This is a genomic window from Vibrio sp. CUB2, from assembly GCF_001557945.1.
Lineage (GTDB): Bacteria > Pseudomonadota > Gammaproteobacteria > Enterobacterales > Vibrionaceae > Vibrio > Vibrio owensii.
Genome location: NZ_LNRB01000001.1, coordinates 398,274 through 415,963, shown reverse-complemented (window position 1 = coordinate 415,963; position 17,690 = coordinate 398,274). Strand labels below are relative to the sequence as shown.

Annotated in this window: 15 protein-coding genes; 8 read left to right on the top strand and 7 right to left on the bottom strand. The window is 46.9% G+C overall.

Translation table 11 applies throughout. The features are described from left to right. Window positions 1-201 precede the first annotated feature (201 nt). Window positions 202-843 carry a MarC family protein gene (locus ATB78_RS01900; RefSeq protein WP_005437917.1) on the top strand — a complete coding sequence of 214 codons (642 nt, stop codon included), beginning with the start codon at window positions 202-204 and terminating at the stop codon, window positions 841-843. Window positions 844-1,025: 182 nt separating this feature from the next. After that, entirely contained in the window at window positions 1,026-1,898 is an 873-nt protein-coding gene (locus ATB78_RS01895; protein WP_061007666.1) for a patatin family protein, read from the top strand. A gap of 17 nt (window positions 1,899-1,915) precedes the next feature. On the opposite strand, the gene ATB78_RS01890 is transcribed toward ATB78_RS01895, so the two are convergent. The 3 genes from ATB78_RS01890 to ATB78_RS01880 form a co-directional block, all read right to left on the bottom strand. Continuing rightward, a complete protein-coding gene (locus ATB78_RS01890; protein WP_038881353.1) occupies window positions 1,916-2,605 on the bottom strand; it encodes a flavin reductase in 690 nt (229 codons plus the stop codon). A 41-nt stretch (window positions 2,606-2,646) separates the two neighbouring features. Next, a complete protein-coding gene (locus ATB78_RS01885) occupies window positions 2,647-3,147 on the bottom strand; it encodes a fasciclin domain-containing protein (RefSeq protein WP_061007665.1) in 501 nt (166 codons plus the stop codon). Window positions 3,148-3,227: 80 nt separating this feature from the next. After that, on the bottom strand, window positions 3,228-4,709 hold the full coding sequence (locus ATB78_RS01880) for a deoxyribodipyrimidine photo-lyase (protein ID WP_061007664.1): 1,482 nt from the start codon (window positions 4,707-4,709) through the stop codon (window positions 3,228-3,230). Between the two features lie 111 nt (window positions 4,710-4,820). Here ATB78_RS01880 and ATB78_RS01875 point away from each other — a divergent pair, with 111 nt between their 5' ends. The 3 genes from ATB78_RS01875 to ATB78_RS01865 all read left to right on the top strand — a co-directional run bounded on the left by ATB78_RS01875 (window position 4,821) and on the right by ATB78_RS01865 (window position 7,771). Continuing rightward, window positions 4,821-5,126 carry a DUF6482 family protein gene (locus ATB78_RS01875; protein WP_009706480.1) on the top strand — a complete coding sequence of 102 codons (306 nt, stop codon included), beginning with the start codon at window positions 4,821-4,823 and terminating at the stop codon, window positions 5,124-5,126. 78 nt (window positions 5,127-5,204) lie between these two features. Further along, window positions 5,205-6,593: a DUF1800 domain-containing protein gene (locus ATB78_RS01870; RefSeq protein ID WP_061007663.1), complete on the top strand. Its 1,389-nt coding sequence runs from the start codon at window positions 5,205-5,207 to the stop codon at window positions 6,591-6,593. An 8-nt stretch (window positions 6,594-6,601) separates the two neighbouring features. Then, window positions 6,602-7,771: a DUF1501 domain-containing protein gene (locus ATB78_RS01865; RefSeq protein WP_061007662.1), complete on the top strand. Its 1,170-nt coding sequence runs from the start codon at window positions 6,602-6,604 to the stop codon at window positions 7,769-7,771. Between the two features lie 78 nt (window positions 7,772-7,849). Here ATB78_RS01865 and ATB78_RS01860 read toward each other — a convergent pair whose 3' ends face one another. Beyond that, window positions 7,850-8,830 carry a rhodanese-related sulfurtransferase gene (locus ATB78_RS01860; RefSeq protein WP_061007661.1) on the bottom strand — a complete coding sequence of 327 codons (981 nt, stop codon included), beginning with the start codon at window positions 8,828-8,830 and terminating at the stop codon, window positions 7,850-7,852. A gap of 350 nt (window positions 8,831-9,180) precedes the next feature. On the opposite strand from ATB78_RS01860, the gene ATB78_RS01855 reads away from it, so the two are divergent. After that, window positions 9,181-9,669, top strand: coding sequence for a GNAT family N-acetyltransferase (locus tag ATB78_RS01855; RefSeq protein ID WP_005441955.1), 489 nt, complete (start codon window positions 9,181-9,183; stop codon window positions 9,667-9,669). 100 nt (window positions 9,670-9,769) lie between these two features. On the opposite strand, the gene ATB78_RS01850 is transcribed toward ATB78_RS01855, so the two are convergent. Beyond that, window positions 9,770-11,065 (bottom strand): alpha/beta fold hydrolase, encoded by a 1,296-nt coding sequence (locus ATB78_RS01850; protein ID WP_049534943.1) that lies wholly within the window; start codon window positions 11,063-11,065, stop codon window positions 9,770-9,772. 263 nt (window positions 11,066-11,328) lie between these two features. Between ATB78_RS01850 and ATB78_RS01845 the strand changes: the two genes are divergently transcribed. Continuing rightward, the gene (locus ATB78_RS01845) at window positions 11,329-12,495 is read left to right on the top strand and encodes a D-alanyl-D-alanine carboxypeptidase family protein (protein ID WP_009706471.1); all 1,167 of its coding nucleotides are present in this window, start codon (window positions 11,329-11,331) and stop codon (window positions 12,493-12,495) included. A 122-nt stretch (window positions 12,496-12,617) separates the two neighbouring features. Here the strand turns inward: ATB78_RS01845 and ATB78_RS01840 are convergent, their stop codons facing one another. Beyond that, window positions 12,618-15,275 (bottom strand): alpha-amylase family glycosyl hydrolase, encoded by a 2,658-nt coding sequence (locus ATB78_RS01840; protein WP_061007660.1) that lies wholly within the window; start codon window positions 15,273-15,275, stop codon window positions 12,618-12,620. 129 nt (window positions 15,276-15,404) lie between these two features. After that, the gene (locus ATB78_RS01835) at window positions 15,405-16,841 is read right to left on the bottom strand and encodes a helix-turn-helix domain-containing protein (RefSeq protein ID WP_061007659.1); all 1,437 of its coding nucleotides are present in this window, start codon (window positions 16,839-16,841) and stop codon (window positions 15,405-15,407) included. Window positions 16,842-17,036: 195 nt separating this feature from the next. Here ATB78_RS01835 and nfsB point away from each other — a divergent pair, with 195 nt between their 5' ends. Next, on the top strand, window positions 17,037-17,690 hold the full coding sequence (gene nfsB, locus ATB78_RS01830) for an oxygen-insensitive NAD(P)H nitroreductase (RefSeq protein ID WP_061007658.1): 654 nt from the start codon (window positions 17,037-17,039) through the stop codon (window positions 17,688-17,690).

The following is a 17,690-nucleotide window of genomic DNA, read 5'->3' as shown; positions in this document are numbered from 1 at the left end:
TTCCTTAGTTTGTTCTTAGTATTGGCTGAATCTTCACCATAACGCTATTTATATTGAGCGTAAACTAGCATGCGCTTCAAACTGTGGCGATGAGCAAAAGGTGAGGCGCTTGGAAAGTACAGTGAACATAAAGTGACGTTATTTATAAAGTTGGGTATATAATGATTTTTAATAATCAATAACTTACCAAATGTAGAAAACATGAAAGAACTGATACTTCATACCGTCACTGTATTCATGGGCTTTTTTGCCATCATGAACCCAATCGCTAATATCCCTATCTTCTTAAGCCTGACCGCGGATGAAGACAAGCAAACCGTGCGCTCAATTGCGTTTCGTTCTGTGTTTATCGCCTTTGTTATCGTTGCTGTATTCGCCATTGCTGGCAAAGTCATCTTCGACCTATTTGGTATTACCCTTTACGCACTGCGCATTACTGGCGGTATCTTAGTGTTCCTTATTGGTTTCCACATGTTGCAAGGGGAATCGACACACAAGAAGACCAAGGAAAAGGCTTATTCACCGGAGCAAGAACAAGCCGCGTTGAGCATTGCCGTTTCACCATTAGCCATGCCGATCTTGGCGGGGCCAGGAACACTTGCGACGGCGATGAACTTTGCAACAACGGGGGGAATCACCGAAACCATCATTACCATTGCTTCATTCGCAGTCCTTTGCGTGATGACTTATGTCCTGTTTTTGTTTGGTGACAAGTTAGTGAAAGCGGTTGGGCCAAGCGCACTGAATGTGATCACCAAAATGATGGGATTGATTCTTGCGGTGATTGGCACACAGATGTTTATTGAAGGTGCTGCCGAAGCGTATAAAACCGTCTTTGCGTAATCTCTGATTGAACGACTGCAAATCCACATCAACGCTTTGGTTGATGTGGATTTTTTGATCCTAAGTTTCCACTTAAAGTGCAAGAAACACATAGACTTCGCCTATCTCAATAATAAGAATAACCGATTGTTGCTGTAGCACGAATTTCAGTAATCTTTTTAACGTCTTTATTGGGGGGAAACATGGCAACAAAAGCAATCGTAGTCGAAGGTGGCGCAATGCGTGGCGTCTTTGCCAGTGGCGTATTAGATGCATTCTTAGAGCAAGACTACAAACCATTTGATTTTGCGATTGGCGTATCAGCCGGGGCTTCAAATTTGATCGGTTATCTAACTGATTACCCGCACCGTAGCATCAACGTCATCACTAAATTAGCAACCAGCAAACGCTTTTTCGATCCTACCCGCTTTTTGAAAGGTGGAGATTTGATCGACGTGAAATGGTTATTTGAAGAGTCAAATCGTTTGTACCCAGTCGATGAAGCGAAACTGTTTGAAGGCATCCCTTTCTTAGCGGCAACGACAAACATCAATACAGGTAAAGCGGATTACTACCGAGTGAATCGTCATAACTTCCATAATGCGATGGAAGCAACAACCGCTTTGCCTATCGCTTACAAACATACTCCGTGTTTCTCCGGTGGTTGTTATACCGATGGTGGTGTAGCAGATTCCATTCCTGTACGAGAAGCCTATCGACGTGGTGCTCGTGATATCACGGTTGTTCTTTCACATCCTTTGGCTTATGAGAAAAAGCCAGTGAAAACTCCTTGGTTAATGAAGAAGTTGTTTGCTGAACATCCACAAATGGCAGAGGCTATGCTTCATCGCTCAGAGAACTACAATGAGTCGCTTGAGTTTATTCGCAATCCTCCCAAAGGAACGCGTGTTCGAGTGGTTGCTCCGCCAGATGAATTCAACGTTCAGCGATTGTCTATGCGTCAATCTGTCTTACTCGAGGGCTATGAAATGGGGTTGGAAGCTGGGCGCGCACACCTTACCAACCGAGCTGGTGAACACGGCTTAGACATAGAAAACTGCCATTTTTGTATTTAGTTCTTGAGTATGAGGAGTTAGTCCAAATCGACTTCAAGCGCTCCCCAAGATGAAGGTTCTCCTTCTCTTGTTAAGGGGAACAAACGAGAGTCAGGTTTGGCATAACTTAGTCGATGCAGTCGTTGTGTTACGTGGTAGCTGTCGAGCCCCGAAATGGTCACCAAGTCGAGCAGTTCCAAATCGAGATAACCGTCTGGCATGATCGCTCTTTCCGGTGCGTGCACCATTAACACTTCACCGATCAGCATCTCTGTTTGATTGCTCTCAATCTTGATGTGCTCTCTCAAAGCTAGGCCCATCTTGAGGTTACTTTCAAGGACAAAAGGCGCAGGAAACGCATCATCGTAATAAGGTGTCAGGCCTACGGCTTCAAACTCTGAGATATGCTTTGGGTAGCGCGCGGAGGTTTGATGGGCTTTTTGCACAAAGTCGACGCCGATAGCGTTGATGGTGAAATGCTTGGTATCGAGGATGTTTTCTAGCGTGTGACGGCGACTTTTGCGTGGACGAACGATAAAGCCAAAGAGAGGTGGATGCGAGCCCAAATGAACCACCGAGCTCACCACAGCAAGGTTCTCTTGTCCCTGCCTGTCCCTTGTGCCGATGAGGTTAGCGCTTTTGTATCCCGCTAGAGAGTTTATCAATCGGGTGCGTTGGCGTTGCTCCATCGCTTGAATGTCGTGCTTCGAAAGTTTGATGTTTTCCATATCCTTGAAAGGGGTGGGTGAGCCCGCCCTCCTTGTTAGTTTTATTTCGGCATGATGACTTCATCAATGACATGAATCACGCCATTCTTTGCTTTGACGTCGGTGGCAATTACGGTAGCGTTATTGATCATCACTTTATCGCCCATGGTTTTAATCATCACGTCTTGCCCTTGGACTGTCGTCGCTTTATCCATTTTCACTACGTCTGCGGCCATCACTTTCCCCGGAACCACATGGTAAGTAAGAATCGCGATCAACTTGTCTTTGTTATCTGGCATCAGCAACATGTCCACCGTGCCATCTGGAAGCTTAGCAAATGCTTCGTCAGTCGGTGCAAACACCGTAAATGGGCCTTCACCTTTCAGTGTATCCACTAAGCCTGCGGATTTGACTGCTGCTACCAGAGTATTGAAAGAGCCATTTGCAACAGCCACGTCAACGATGTCTTCTTTCATCATTCCGTGTTCGTGAGCTTTTGCTGGCAGTAAAAATGAAAAGGTGGCAAACAAAACCGTGGTCGTAACCAAAATACGTTTCAGCATAGTGCATTCCTTTAGTTGTTTGGGGACCGCTCTCTCCCTGATAAAAGTCCCAGTTTGTACGCACGCTTCTCTCTAGGCGATCAACTGGCTTTCTTTTTGATCGAGGGCCGAACGTGTTGTGCCAAAATTCTCGCTCCTTCTACTTTCACTTCTGTGCGTTTGCGCCATGCCCACAATCGCTCTCTTGCTGCTTTTGCGCTTGCCTCTACATTTACGACGGGCGCGAGATATCGGGAATCGGGATCCAGTTGGTACATGACGGTTTCCATTGCGGTCATTTTCCATGGCTCAAACAACAAGGGCGTGGGAACCATTGCAAGTTCTGGAATCCATTTATGAATGAACTCACCGCCAGCATCGTGCTCTTGTGCTTGTTTCGTCGGATTGTAGATGCGAATCGTATTGGTGCCAGTCACGCCTGCTTGCATCTGAAATTGTGGGTAATGGATTCCCGGTTCAAAGTCGAGGAACAACTGAGCTAAGTGGGTCACGCCATCGCGCCAATCCATGTTCATATGATGCGTTAAAAAACTCACCAACATCGCGCGCATGCGAAAGTTGATGTATCCGGTGTGATGAAGACAACGCATGCAAGCATCGATGAGCGGTATCCCGGTTGTGCCTGACTTCCAAGCGTCCAAGAGTGCCGCATCTCTGACGTTTGCTTGATGTAATAAAGGTTCATAAGCCTTATTAACACAACGAAACTCCATTTCGCATTCGGATTCAAACTTCTGCATAAAGTGACAATGCCAATGCAGTCTCGAAGATAGCGCAATTAAGCTGCGACGAAACCCTGCCACTTGCCAATGTTTCAGCAGGTATTGGTAAACTTCTCGAAGCGATATATTGCCCCATGCGAGATAGGGAGAGAGGCGAGTACATGCGGTTCGAGATGCTGTCGGGCTAGAAATACTTCGGTAATAATCGCGTCCCCGACGTTGAAAAAAGTCTTCCATGGTTTGCCAAGCGAGCGAACTTCCGCCCGTTTGCATGCCTTTTATTTTTTCTAACCAAGAAGGAGGGGGCGCAAACGAGCAACCAAGTGCGTCAACATCGAGGGTAATAAGAGAAGCACTTTCAAGGTCGATATCTTCAATCTCGGCTCGCATAACCGTATCCCAATGCTTATCCCAGCCGAGTCGGTCTTTCGCTCCTCGAATGACGGCGCCATGTTCAAATTCGCGCCACGGAACCCCTTGTGATTGAAGCCATTCTGATACTTGTTTATCTCGTTCAAACGTACAATCCAATCCGATTTCTTGATGGGAGAAAATAGCGTTGATGTTGAACTGATTCTGAATCGCGCTGAGGAAATCTATTGCGCTACCTGACATTACGGACACTTGATGGCCACGAGCCGAGAGTGTTTCGTTCATATCTTGGAGTGATTGCCAAATAAAACGCCAGTGACGAGCAGAGTAATGTGGGTCATCCAGTAACATGGGTTCAACAATATAAAGCAGCACAGTTGGATGTTCTGAAGATAAAGCGCGTTGTAAAGGCGTATGATCGGTCAGGCGTAAATCGCGTTTTAGCCACACTAAGTTGATTGTTTGCATTGTGCCCCTCGCTTGTTTTTTTCGATTTTTACGTGTTTGCGGGGCGTATTTCTCACTCAGTGATCGATTTTATTGATGTTGACGTAAAGGCACGGAGCAAGGAGGTGCTTTATGTCTATGCCACTCAGTAAATTGGAAAAATTCTTCTACATCGACAAGCTCGTTATCCACTCTCTCGATCTCGCTTTGTATCAAGTCTCCGTCTTAGTCGATGGAGAGGAACACTTTGTTACCGATGATAAAGGCAAGTTTTTGAGAGCGCATTCGATACTGGAGTTGCAAAAGCAATGTCGTCACTTGAAAGCGAAACAGCAGGTGCTTCGCCAACAAAGTGCCTATGACGAAATGGTTGGACAGTCATCCAAAGATGGTACTAATGAATTAGAGGTGCCTCTGCGTGATAACCAGCTTTACTGACTGAGAAATAACCAAAAATTGAACTCGACGCCATGTGATGCTTGCTAGACTGACATAAAGCATCACACGGAAACGGCTATGCAGTATTACCCAACTCAAGACATTATCTCTGAGCAGCGGTTCGGCTTTGGGCCCCTTTATCAACACAGTTCGCCAAGTTTAGAAAAGCAACTAAGCAGTAAGACTTATTGGCATGAGGCAGTGACCAAGTTGCCGAGTACAAACGAAGTGTTGTTGGAACTGAGAAAGCTCAATGACACCAAACGAGAGCTCAAACAATCCCCTACCAAAAAACGTGAAGTGCAAAAGCAAATCGGTGCGTTCTTTCGTGAGCAATATTTGCGACAAGTCGAGGCTCGCAACCAACAGACGTTGCACACTCCGTATGGATTTCAGGAACGCTTGATTCAATTTTGGAGCAACCATTTTGCTATATCGGCAGACACCCGAAAGGTGCGTCCGATAGTGGCAAGCGTCGAAAATGAAGTGATTAGAGAGCACTGGAATGGCAACTTTGTTGAGATGCTCTTAGCGGTGAGTCAGCACCCAACCATGCTGATGTTTCTGGATAACAACTTGTCGGTAGGACCGAACTCCAAACAAGGGCTGAAACAGGGTAAAGGGCTCAATGAAAATCTCGCGCGAGAAATCATGGAGCTGCACACGCTTGGTGTTGATAGCCAATATACACAACAAGACGTGATTGAACTGTCAAAAGCCATTACTGGCTGGAGTGTTGGATTCAAAGCACCAAAAGTTGGTTTCCAATTTAATTCAAGAACCCATGAACCAGGCTCGATAACTCTGCTTGGCAAGCGCTATTCTCAACAAGGTATTGAACAAGGCCGAGCGTGTTTGAGAGATCTTGCGCTTCATCCTGATACCGCAAAACATATTGCACGTAAGTTAGTGCAGCATTTCTTAGGCCCTTCCGGTGAAGCCCTGGTTGAACCGCTCAGCCAAGCTTACCTAAAAGGTAAAGGGGATTTGCTCCCGGTTTATCGATTGTTGATTCAAAGCGCTTTGAGCCAATCGGCAGAGGCGGTGCGTTTTCGCACTTCTCAAGAGTGGTTATTCGCGGTTTTGCGCAGTGCTGGTGTCCGTTTTCCTGAATCGAATGACATGCAAATGAGCAAGTCGGGGAATAAATTACTCGGTGCGCAAAGAAGCTTAGGTCAGCCTCCTTTTATGGCGGGTTCTCCTGCTGGTTGGCCAGATAAAGACGCAGATTACAACAGTCCTTCTGCGTTAACTCAGCGGTGGCAGTTAGCGAATCGAATCGCTCGGCTGGCGGTGAAAAGTGCCAAGTCCCAAGGTGTGAAACCACAAGCTTTTGTTGAGCAAGTTAGCCAACAGCTCTACGGCGATGCGTTGGACGAACACACAAAATTGGTGATGAACAAAGCCCTATCGGCAGAGATGAAGCTTTCTCTACTTTGGCTTAGCCCGCAATTTCAGTATCGATGAGGTGAGTGATGACAATAGATAAACAAACGAACTTAACATCGACTCGTCGACAATTCTTGAAATCCGCTTTAGCCGTGGGCGCAACAAGCTTGTTGCCTAATGCAGTCTTTGCTCAATCTAGCTCTCCAAATATCTTTGTTTGGATTACGCTGCGTGGTGCGATGGATGGATTAAACGTTGTGGTTCCTTATGCTGATAAGCAGTATTTAGCTCTCCGTCCGACGATTGGTTTAGCAACAGAAAAACTGAATAAACTCGATGAGTTTTATGGTTTGCATCCGGCGATGAAAACCAGCTTCGAGTGGTATCAAAATAAGCAGATGGCAATGGTTCACGCTTGTGCCACCGCGTATCGTGAGCGCTCTCATTTTGATGGGCAAAAGGTGTTAGAAAACGGTACAGACAATCCGTTACATCGTGATGGGTGGTTAAACCGATTACTGCAACTGGATGCGAAGTCGAAAGGTTTGGCAATTGATTCAGGGTTACCTTTGATTGTTCAAGGAGAGAAGGCAGTCAGCAGTTGGTATCCAAACAATTTGCAAGCGAGAGACAGCCAAGTGGAGCTGCTAGAGGCCTTGTTTCAAAGTGATGAGAAGCTTGCGAGTAATTTTGAAGAAGCGCTGAAGATCGAAATGATGTCGAATAGAAATCGTCCCGGTAAGCAGTTTCCTGTATTGGCTTCTCAAGCGGGAACTTTTCTCTCTGCTGAAGGAGGTCCAAATATCGCGGTATTGGAACTGGGTGGATGGGATACTCATGCAGGGCAGGGGGCAGAAACAGGAAGGCTTGCCAATCAATTACGTAAATTGGATAACGGTCTTGCCAACCTAAAGAAAGCGTTAGGGGATAACTGGTCGAAAACCGTCGTGATGGCGGCAAGTGAATTTGGACGCACCGCAGCGGAAAACGGAACCAAAGGCACCGATCATGGAACAGCAAACGTCATGTTTATTGCTGGTGGAGCCATCGAAGGAGGCAAGGTGTTGGGAGAATTTCCGGGGCTTGCTCAAGCTGAGCTTTATGAAGGGAGAGACTTAGCCCCTGCTAATGATATGAGGGCGGTGATCAAAGCCGTTCTACAGCAACACATGAGCATCGAATCGAGTGCGCTAGAAAGTGTATTTCCTGACAGCGGCTCAGATAAAGCTTACGCAGGCCTTATCCGATCATCTTAGTTTTTACCTTCCAACGATAACAAAAACGCCCCGTCTCCAAGCCAGAAACGGGGCGTTTGTATTTAATGTGTTTGAATCTTACGCTTGTTTGCGCTGTGCGTCTTTCTTCGCCAGTTTTTCTGCGCGTCGCTGCTCGCGTTGTTTGGCGCTTTCACCACCGACGTGTTGTTCGCCACGAACCGCTGCTAACGACACTTGCTTCTCACGCTCGCGGAAGCGCGCTACCTGTTCGTCACTGTGCTTACCAAAACATTTCGGGCAGCTTACGCCTTGCTCAAACTGCTCTGATTGTTTGTCTTCTTCTGTGATTGGCAGTCGGCAAGCGTTACACAAGTCGTAGTCCGCTTTTTCTAGCTGGTGGTTCACCGCAACGCGACCGTCGAATACGTAGCAGTCACCTTCCCACAAGCTTTCTTCTTCTGGTACTTCTTCAAGGTATTTCAGAATACCGCCTTCTAGGTGGTACACCTCATCAAAACCCTGCTCTTTCATGTAAGCAGTCGACTTTTCACAGCGAATACCACCCGTACAGAACATTGCGACTTTTTTGTGTTTCTCTGGATCCATGTTTTGTTTTACATAGTCAGGAAATTCGCGGAACGTGTCCGTATTTGGGTTAACTGCACCTTTAAATGTTCCGATCTCGATTTCATAGTCATTACGAGTATCAACCACAAATACTTCTGGATCAGTAATCAGATCGTTCCAATCTTGCGGCTTCACGTAAGTTCCAACCACATGACGAGGATCGATACCTTCAACGCCCAGTGTCACGATCTCTTTCTTTAGCTTTACTTTGGTGCGGTTAAACGGCTGAGTGTCTGAGTACGACTCTTTGTAAACAATACCCGTAAGGCGAGGCTCGGCATTTAGCCATGCAAGCAGTGTATCAATACCTTCGCGTTTCGCTGCAACCGTACCGTTAATACCTTCACTCGCCAGTAGCAACGTTCCATGTACACCGTGGGCTTCCATTAGGGCAAGCAATGGCTCGCGTAACTCTTGGTAGTTTTTCAGTTCCACAAACTTATACAGGGCGCAGACAACATACTGACTCATGATTATTCCTTACTTTAAAGGGTCGATGGTTCGACGGCTCGATACCTAACAATTTTAGCGGCTCGGAGTATACCTGAGTAATTTAGTCGGAAATACGGACAAACTATGCGGATATTATCTCAATGCATTAAACGCCGTGTTATTGAGGTCTAGTGGTTCTGAATACCCTAAAAATTTTGTGGATGTTCAAATTATCAGTAAAAACTCGTAAAACTGTTGAAAACGTACTCGACATAAATGGTCGAAATTTGTACTGTTGATTCGCTTCACATTCCTAAAACTTCTTATCCGATAATCAGTTGAAGCAAAGATCTGTGTTTGATACAGGTCGGTTGGCAAAGGAATTCAACATGCAACAGTTTCATATCAGAAGACTAAGAGAAGAAGACGTCCCACTGTTGAAAACGCTCTTGGTCGAACTCGACACCTCTCATTATAATGCTGAGCCAGATTTCTACCGTTCTCCGGAAGAAATGGCGCAGTTAAGGGAAGATCGCAACATCTTCGATAAATATTTTGATGGCAGCATCACGGCTTTTATTGCTTGTTCTAACCGACAGGTGGTTGGCTTTATCTCTGGCACTGTGCGAGAGGTCAACTCGATTCTCTCTCCGGAAAGACGCGTTGGATATATCAATGAGTTGGTGGTGTCTGAAAGTCATCGAAACTTAGGTATTGGTTTGTCTTTGATGGATAAAATCGAGAGCGATTTATGCAGCCAAGACATTGAAGAGCTCGGTTTAACCGTGGCGTCATTTAATCACGAAGGCGAAGATTTCTACCATAAGATGGGTTACCGCGTGATCACCAAAATGATGACTAAACGAGTCAAAGACTAGCGCTAACTTAAACGTGAATCGAATCAAAAATGCCTCTCTATTTCGTGATAAAGAGGCGTTTTTCTATCTAGGTTTTTAGCGAATTCTGAGCGTTAGCTGCTCATTTTAACGTTGCTGCGGTTTGTTTACCCATCGCAATTAACTTGTCGAGAATACGCTCACCATCTGCGCGGAGACCGTTGTGCTCATATTCGTTGGTGATCCACGCTTTTGAGTTTGGCATTGTAGCTAGCGTTTCACGGCTAATGTCCATTTCCACAAACATATCGTCAGCATAGACGGCGCAGCTCACAGGCACCTTATTGTTTGCCAGTTGCTGGGCATCGTATAACGGCGTCCAATCGGCTTTCTCTGCCAATAATTCCGCCGCTTCTTTGAGTGGCTTTAGATTCACGTATTGGTCGAACATCCAAGGGAAGACCATTTCGCCAGTGAAGTAAAACGGCTTACCTTGTTCGTAATTGAACGCATCATGCTCTTGGCGCACTCTGTGAGCGCTCCATTGAGAAGCAAACCCTTGGCAGTAAATTGATTCGTGCAGAATCGCGTAAATTGGATTGGTCTGGAAGTTTTGCTGCGCCAGCATGTCGTTGAGGAATTCATAACGAAGCTGAGGCTTACCGTTCACTTCAATCAAGGCACTTTCTAGCCAGTAGTAAGTTGGCAAGAAGGTGTCACTGACACCAAAGTTAATCCCAATTTGTTGGAACTGTTCGACAGTAAAGCGCTGACCATTTGGCAGAAACTCTTCGTGCTCCAACAAGTGATTAGCAATGTTCTGGCATAACTGCTGCGCTTGTGGGAATTGCTGGAAGAAGGCTTGGTTTTTCTCCATGGTGCGCTTAAAGGTTGCGTGATACACATCATCCGCATGGCGAGAAACCGAAGGCACACCACCCGTAATGTAGCTTTGCAGCAAGCTGCTCGGGAACAGCGATAGGTAAGTTAGTGAGCAGAAACCACCAAAGCTCTGACCTAAAGTCGCCCACTTCTCAACGCCAAACTGTTCACGGATAAATTCCGCGTCGCGAACAATGTTGTCTGCGCGGAAGTGGCTTAAGTAGTCTGCTTGTTGCTCCGGTGTGAGGTGCGCAAGCGTCTGGTGATTAATCACGCTGCTGTTACCAGTGCCGCGTTGGTCGAGCAGCAGTACACGATACTCACTCAGAGCGCGCTTGATCCAACCGTTGTTTCCGTTTGGACGAGGAGAAGGGAAGCCCGGACCGCCTTGAAAATACACTAACCACGGTTTGTCTGAGTCTTCATCGCCGACTAAACAAACGGAGCGAGCGAAGACGTTGATCGTGCCTTTGCTTAGATCTTGGTAGTCCAGCGGCACGGTAAATGAGTGGGGTGTGTAATGCAGTCCTGCGTCGATAAATGATTGAGCGTTCATTGTTATGGTCTGTCCTTGTTTATAGTCGCTTTACGATATCGAATTCCTTATTAGAAACAATAGATTTGTTGTAAGAACTCGATTTTTGAAGCCTGAAAGGCAAGGAATGGCACTCAAAACAGAAACTCTTCGATCTTTCCGTGTTGGTATGCACTGAGTGAACTATGATCTGATAAGTGCAGTTTAGACATCACTGTCTTGCCGTGTCTTGCCGTTTTTATGAAACGAGACATTTGGCGGTCATTGACCATGGAGGATGCTTGATGAACACGTCACTAACCCGAATCACGCTCGCTTGTTTATTACTACAGACCATCAGTGCCCCTGCATTGGCAGTTGTAACGCCGAATCCGCCTCAGTTACAGGCAAAAGGCTATGTGTTAATGGACTTTCAGTCCGGTGCCATCATTGCGGAGCAAAACGCACGTGCCGGATTAGCCCCTGCCAGTTTAACTAAGCTGATGACCGCTTACGTCGTTGGGCAAGAAATCAAATCCGGGCGGCTTCAATGGGATGATAAAGTGACGGTGAGTGAGAACGCGTGGTCAGCCAAATTCCCAGACTCCTCAAAAATGTTTATCCAACCCAAAGATGAAATCACCGTTGCCAACCTAATGCGTGGTGTGATCGTTCAATCTGGTAATGATGCTTGTGTGGCGCTTGCTGAACATGTTGCTGGTAGTGAAGGGGCGTTTGTCGCCTTGATGAATGGTTGGGCGGATAAGCTCAGCTTGAACGATACCTACTTCGTTAACTCGCATGGTCTGGATAGCGAGGGTATTCAAACTTCTCCTAATGATATGGCGACGCTGATGCAATCCATCATCAATGATGTGCCCGAAGTCTATGCGCTTTATAGTGAGAAGGTATTTAAGTGGAACAAGATCACCCAATACAACCGTAATAAACTGTTGTGGGACAAATCGATGGATGTCGATGGCGGTAAAACGGGCTACACCAGCAATGCAGGGTACAGTTTGGTCAGTTCTGCTAAGCAAGGAAAGATGCGACTTATCTCGGTAGTGATGGGGACACCAAGCAAACAGTCACGCATTAGTCAGTCTAAGAATCTACTCAGCTATGGCTTCCGCTTTTATGACACCAAACAAGTGGCAAAACAGGGTGAAGTTCAGGCGAGTGCAAAAGTGTGGAAAGGCGATGTCAGTGAGATTGATTTGGGTTTTGCCCAGGATGCGTACCTGACGCTGCCTCGCTCTTTAACCGCTGGTTTAGACAAGAGTGTGGTCGTGAATGAGCCGCTGATTGCACCCATCGCAAAAGGGGATGTGGTTGGTAAAGTCGTGTGGAAGAGTGACGATAAAACCGTGGCGAGCTATCCGTTGGTAAGTAACCAAGCGGTGGAAGAGGGCTCGTGGATTGGGAAGTTATGGGACAGTTTAGTGCTGTGGGTGAAGTCGTTGTTTAACTAGCGCAAGGACAATATTTGCGATAGTGAGTTAAGAGTTTCAGAAAAAGAAAAGCAGCTCGAAGGTGAGCTGCTTTTTGCTTTTTATAGCTGAGACGACTTTCGCATTTATTGCGGTTTCAGTGATTATTCAGACAAGGTGATGATTGGTAAGTCATCCCAAATCTTGCTCTCATCCGAAGCGCCGCCAGAGAAGTTCCAAGGACCTTTGTCTTGTTCAAGTGGACGGTAAGTGGCAGACAATCCATCCAAGTCCCAAGTTGTCACATAGAATCGAATGCCATCCAGTGAATCAGGTCGACCTAGTGCGTCACTCGCAAAGTCCATCGAAATGGTGTTGTTGGCTTTGTCTACCGTGACCATTGGTGCTGGTGTTACGGCTTCGCCCCATGTTGTCGCGTTTGCGCCTTGGGTGTTGTAAATCGAGCTTTGCCAGCCGAAGACCACAGCATTGCGACTCCATGTTCCGCTTGGCATAGAAGCGTTGACCTTAGGCAGTTCCGTTAGGTTGGTTGCTGCTTCTTCCGGTAAATCAATGAAGATGGTGAAACCAACGTGGTCAAAACCGTTTGGCGGCAGCCAAGTATCGGTGATCTTGTCCATGGTGAAGGTCAAGCGCACGTTGCTGCCGACGGTAAATACCTCTGCTTTGTTGATTGCGAGTTGGCTGTTGTCTTTGTCGAACGTTGGATCCGTTGGTAGCGAGTAGTTACCGTTAGGACCGCCCATACCATCTTGTGCATCACCTGCGTCATCAATCGTGTCGTTTGGCGTGTTCGACCAGCTTAAGTCCGACACAAAGTTCACATCTTCAATGCCTGCTTTTTTCACAGTGGAGTAAATCGCGAAGCGGTGTTGCTGTTCGCCAATCGCAAAGTGACGGGTAGATAAAGTCACGCTAAATTGACCGTCAGCACTTACGGTAATGGCTTGAGCGGTTTGTAGATTAACGGCCACGACAAGGTTTAATTTCTCGTTTGCGTTAGCAGTACCAGCAATCACGATGTCATCAGTAATGGTTTGTCCTTCCCAATCCTGTGCCAGTTGGATGTTGAGGTCTGGTGTATCTACCGATTGGGTGTCGTTAGTTTTCGAGTAAATCACAGCAGATTTGGCTGGTAGCTCAAGGGTTACGTGACCGTTTTCATCTGCGATTAACTGCTCCGGAGCGTCTGCCCAGTTCGATATGATTTGTTGCTGGAAGACGGTTCCGCCCGCTTGCTCTACATCGAGTTGGTTCATTAACATCGGGGAGTTTGATGTATTCATTACCACCAAGACTTCGTCGTTATCCAACGTTCGGGTAAAGGCGAACACACCAGCGCCGGCTTTATCGCTGCCAATCACTTTCATTTCGCCGCGTGTCATGACTTTGTTCTCGGTACGCAACTTAGCAAGCTCTTGGATGAACAAGTACATCTCGCTGTTTTGATCGAATGAGTCTACGTAGTCGCCGTCTTCACGGTAGCCGCCAGCAAACATCGCATCGCGCGCCGCTGACATCGCCTGTTCTGTACCTTGGTAAATCACAGGGATGCCCGGTACCGCCATCATGGTAATCAGCGCTTGCTTCATATCGTTGACGCTGCCTTGTGATAGAAAACGTGGCATATCGTGGTTATCAATGAAGTTTGGCATGATGTATGGATTCGGGAACATCTCCATCATTTTCTCAAGACGGAAGCGTAGGTAATCGGTCGGTTGTCCTGCTGCAAATACGCGAGTCATGGTGGCTTGCAATGGGAAGTTCAACACCGAGGTTAACTGCTCCGGCGAGCCGCTTTCGCCGATGTAAGTCAGCATCTTCTCTTCGCCTTCTGTGTTGTAAGGCGTAGATGTTTCGAAGACTTCACCAAAGGTCAGGAAGTTATCGCGACCAGTATCAACCGCTTGAGTCATCACACCATCATCGGCGTGCAGGAAGTCGTTCCAGAAATCGTGCTCAACAAACTTCACAGTATCGATACGGAAACCGTCAACGCCCACTTCGCGAATCCATTTACGGTAGCTCTCTTTTAGATAAGCGCGTACTTCAGGATCGGATGTATTCAGGTCATCCAGATCCGACAGTTGCCAGGTTTTTTCTTGTACTGGGTCGTTGTGGTCGGTGATGCTTGGCGTCCAGTGGTAAATGCCTGTGCCATCTTCTTTACACTCATTCATGTTGAGTGGGTAAGGCAGTTCTTGCCCTGCTGGCAGCGCATTTTCGATCAAACGGAAACCTTGGCAAGGTAGGCTAGGATCGTAATTGTATGGGTCATCGTAAGTGAAGAAGTTACCTACGTGGTTGGTCACGATGTCTTGAATCAAGAACATGTTACGAGCGTGCACTTCTCGCGCTAACGCTTGGTAGCTTTCCATGTCACCAAAGTGCTCATCCACTTTTTGGAAGTCACGCGCCCAGTAGCCGTGGTAGCCGCCGTAGTTTTGTTCTGCATCCCACCATTGGTTTGCCACTGGCGGTGTAATCCAGATAGAGGGAGCGCCTAGGTCTTCGATGTAGCCTAGCTTGTCACTGACACCAACAAGGTCACCACCACTGAATTTTTTGTCTGAGGTAGGATCGTACTCATTCTGACCTTGATCGTTAAGCGTGTTGTCGCCGTCGTTAAAACGGTCGATCATCAAGAAGTAAATGATCTGGTCTTGCCAATCAGGAGATGCCACGTGGCTTCCTGTATCGGTTGGCGTCGTTTCATCGCTACCACAGCCAGAAAGAGCTAGGGCGATCGCTAAAGGAAGTATTTTTATTTTATTCATAGGTTTAGGTAAGGTTTCAAACACGGCTTTTGTCTCCGTTATGCAGCAATGCGGAAACGATAAAACAAAGGTTTGAAATTGAGAGTGTCATTTTGCGCCAAAAGAGACGTGAAATGATGTCACGAAGAGCTGAATTTGAACTGTGCTACATATTTAACTGAGTGGTTGCACAATTGGATATTGAATCGGGTAATGGTCTTTGGCTAACTCATTACCAGAATGATCATAGAGTCGGAATCGGCACTGTTTAACCGTTTGGGGTAGGGGCAGTTGCAGCGCCCAGCATGTGTAATCTTCTGCATTCTGAGTCAGGCTCATTGCGTGCGGAGCTGGCGCGTCACCGACATAGCAATCGATCTTCGCCACGTCTTTCAATCGACACGCGAGTTCCACAAACAAGGTGTACTGAGTGCCGAGTTGGATAAGTTGCCTTGTCGGGACAATGTATTCCGTTGCGCCAATTAAAAGCCCTTTAGAAACCACATAATCGCGCTGGTGGTTGTTATCAATATAGCGCTCACCATCGACTTCATAACACAGTCTAAACGTCAGTGGGTGAGCGACAGGAAGCTCTGTCGTCGCCCATAGTTCGGTGCCATTATTCAAGAAACGCTCAAAGAAGGCTGGGTAGCGACGCCACGTGCCATCACGGTCTCGACACTCAACGGAGACCACTTTTTCAAACGCAATATTATCCACTTCCATCCAGATTTTACCGACGGGTTGGTCAATGTCGTTATCGGCTAAAGTATTGGCTTTGGCGTAGTACAAGCGGATGGGTTGGTTATTGAGATGAGTGCGGTTATCCAAGCACTGCTGACGATATTGCATTGGCGAAAACGGATACCAACGGCGAAAGGTTCGATGGAAGTTGGAAGGCTCTTCATAACCCAACTGATAAGCGATTTGCTGCGTTGTGAGTTGAGTATCTGCAAGTAGGGCTAATGCGTGCTTTTTCTTGGCGAAGTCGACGCATTGCGAATAGCTCATTTGTTTTTCTTGCAGGCGACGTTGCAAGGTGCGCTTGGATACGCCTAGTTGTAGCGCGGCTTGTTCTAGTTTCAGTGCGTAATTGCTGTTTTTGACGAAAAGAGCATTAAGCACGCTTAGCAATTCGGGCTGTTCAATTGGCTGGTGAGACAGCAGCAAATAAACATGTTTCACCAAGTCGAACACAACCGAGTTCTGTTTCGGGCTGCTGTCTTCTTCTAGTTCGAAATGAGCAGAGTAAAGGTCATGGTTGTGAAGCTGAATGCGCACAGATTCACTCAAACCTAACTGTTCCAATTGCATCAGCAGCAAGTCATAAACCGATTCTGCCCAGCTTGGCATTTCGGTAGCTCTGCACTCTAGCCGCATCTGAACCTGGTTATCACTGTGTTCGAAAACAATGTACAAGCGACGGTCGAATAGCGAAACACTTTTGCTCCACCACAGCAAACCTTCACGTAGCGTCGGTGCCTCTTGCAACATCATACATTGCAAGGCAACCAGCTTTTCAATGTGCCAATATTCGCCAGCAATTCTTAGGTGATTATGCCCAAGTTTTTTGCAGAGAAAGGGCGTGATGATGTTGTCTTGAGGCAGCATGAAAGTGGTTCGGTAACAGAGCAAAGGCGACATTATTGCTTAAACCAGGTGTTGCTTCAGTGAGAGTGCTCAAAGCTTCTTACATCGGCGATTTTCAAATTTATTTTGAAGATGTTTTTAACTGAAATCGGTTTTTCCCTGTAACTCATAAGGTTAAAGTGATAACCAGCATAAACTACTCGACTGGAGACCCCGATGGACATCGTTCAAGCTGCTAAATCCCGCTACTCAACCAAAGTCTTTGACCCTACTCGTAAGCTGCCACAAGAGAAGATCGACGCAGTTAAAGAGCTGATCCGTTTTAGTCCATCGAGCGTGAACTCTCAGCCGTGGCACTTCATTCTGGCCAGCACAGTAGAGGGCAAGCAACGTATCGCAAAAGCAGCGCAAGAGAACTACGCGTTCAATGCTGCGAAGATCTTGAATGCGTCACACGTGTTGGTGTTCTGTGCTAAAACGGACATCGATAACGACTACATCGAAGCGCTATTGGCGCAGGAAGAAAAAGACGGTCGATTCCCAACCGAAGAGGCAAAAGCAGCGGTATGTGGTGGTCGTAGTTACTTTGTGAACATGCACCGTTTTGACCTGAAAGACGCCAATCATTGGATGGAGAAGCAGGTTTACCTCAACGTGGGTACGTTATTACTGGGCGCTTCAACGCTAGAAATTGATGCGGTGCCAATCGAAGGTTTTGACCCGAAAGTGCTGGATGAAGAATTTGGTCTACGTGAAAAAGGCTACACTGGCGTTGTGATTGTGCCGCTTGGCTACCACGCGGAAGATGACTTTAATGCCAAGACGCCTAAGTCACGCTGGGAAGCAGAAACTGTATTTACCGAGATCTGA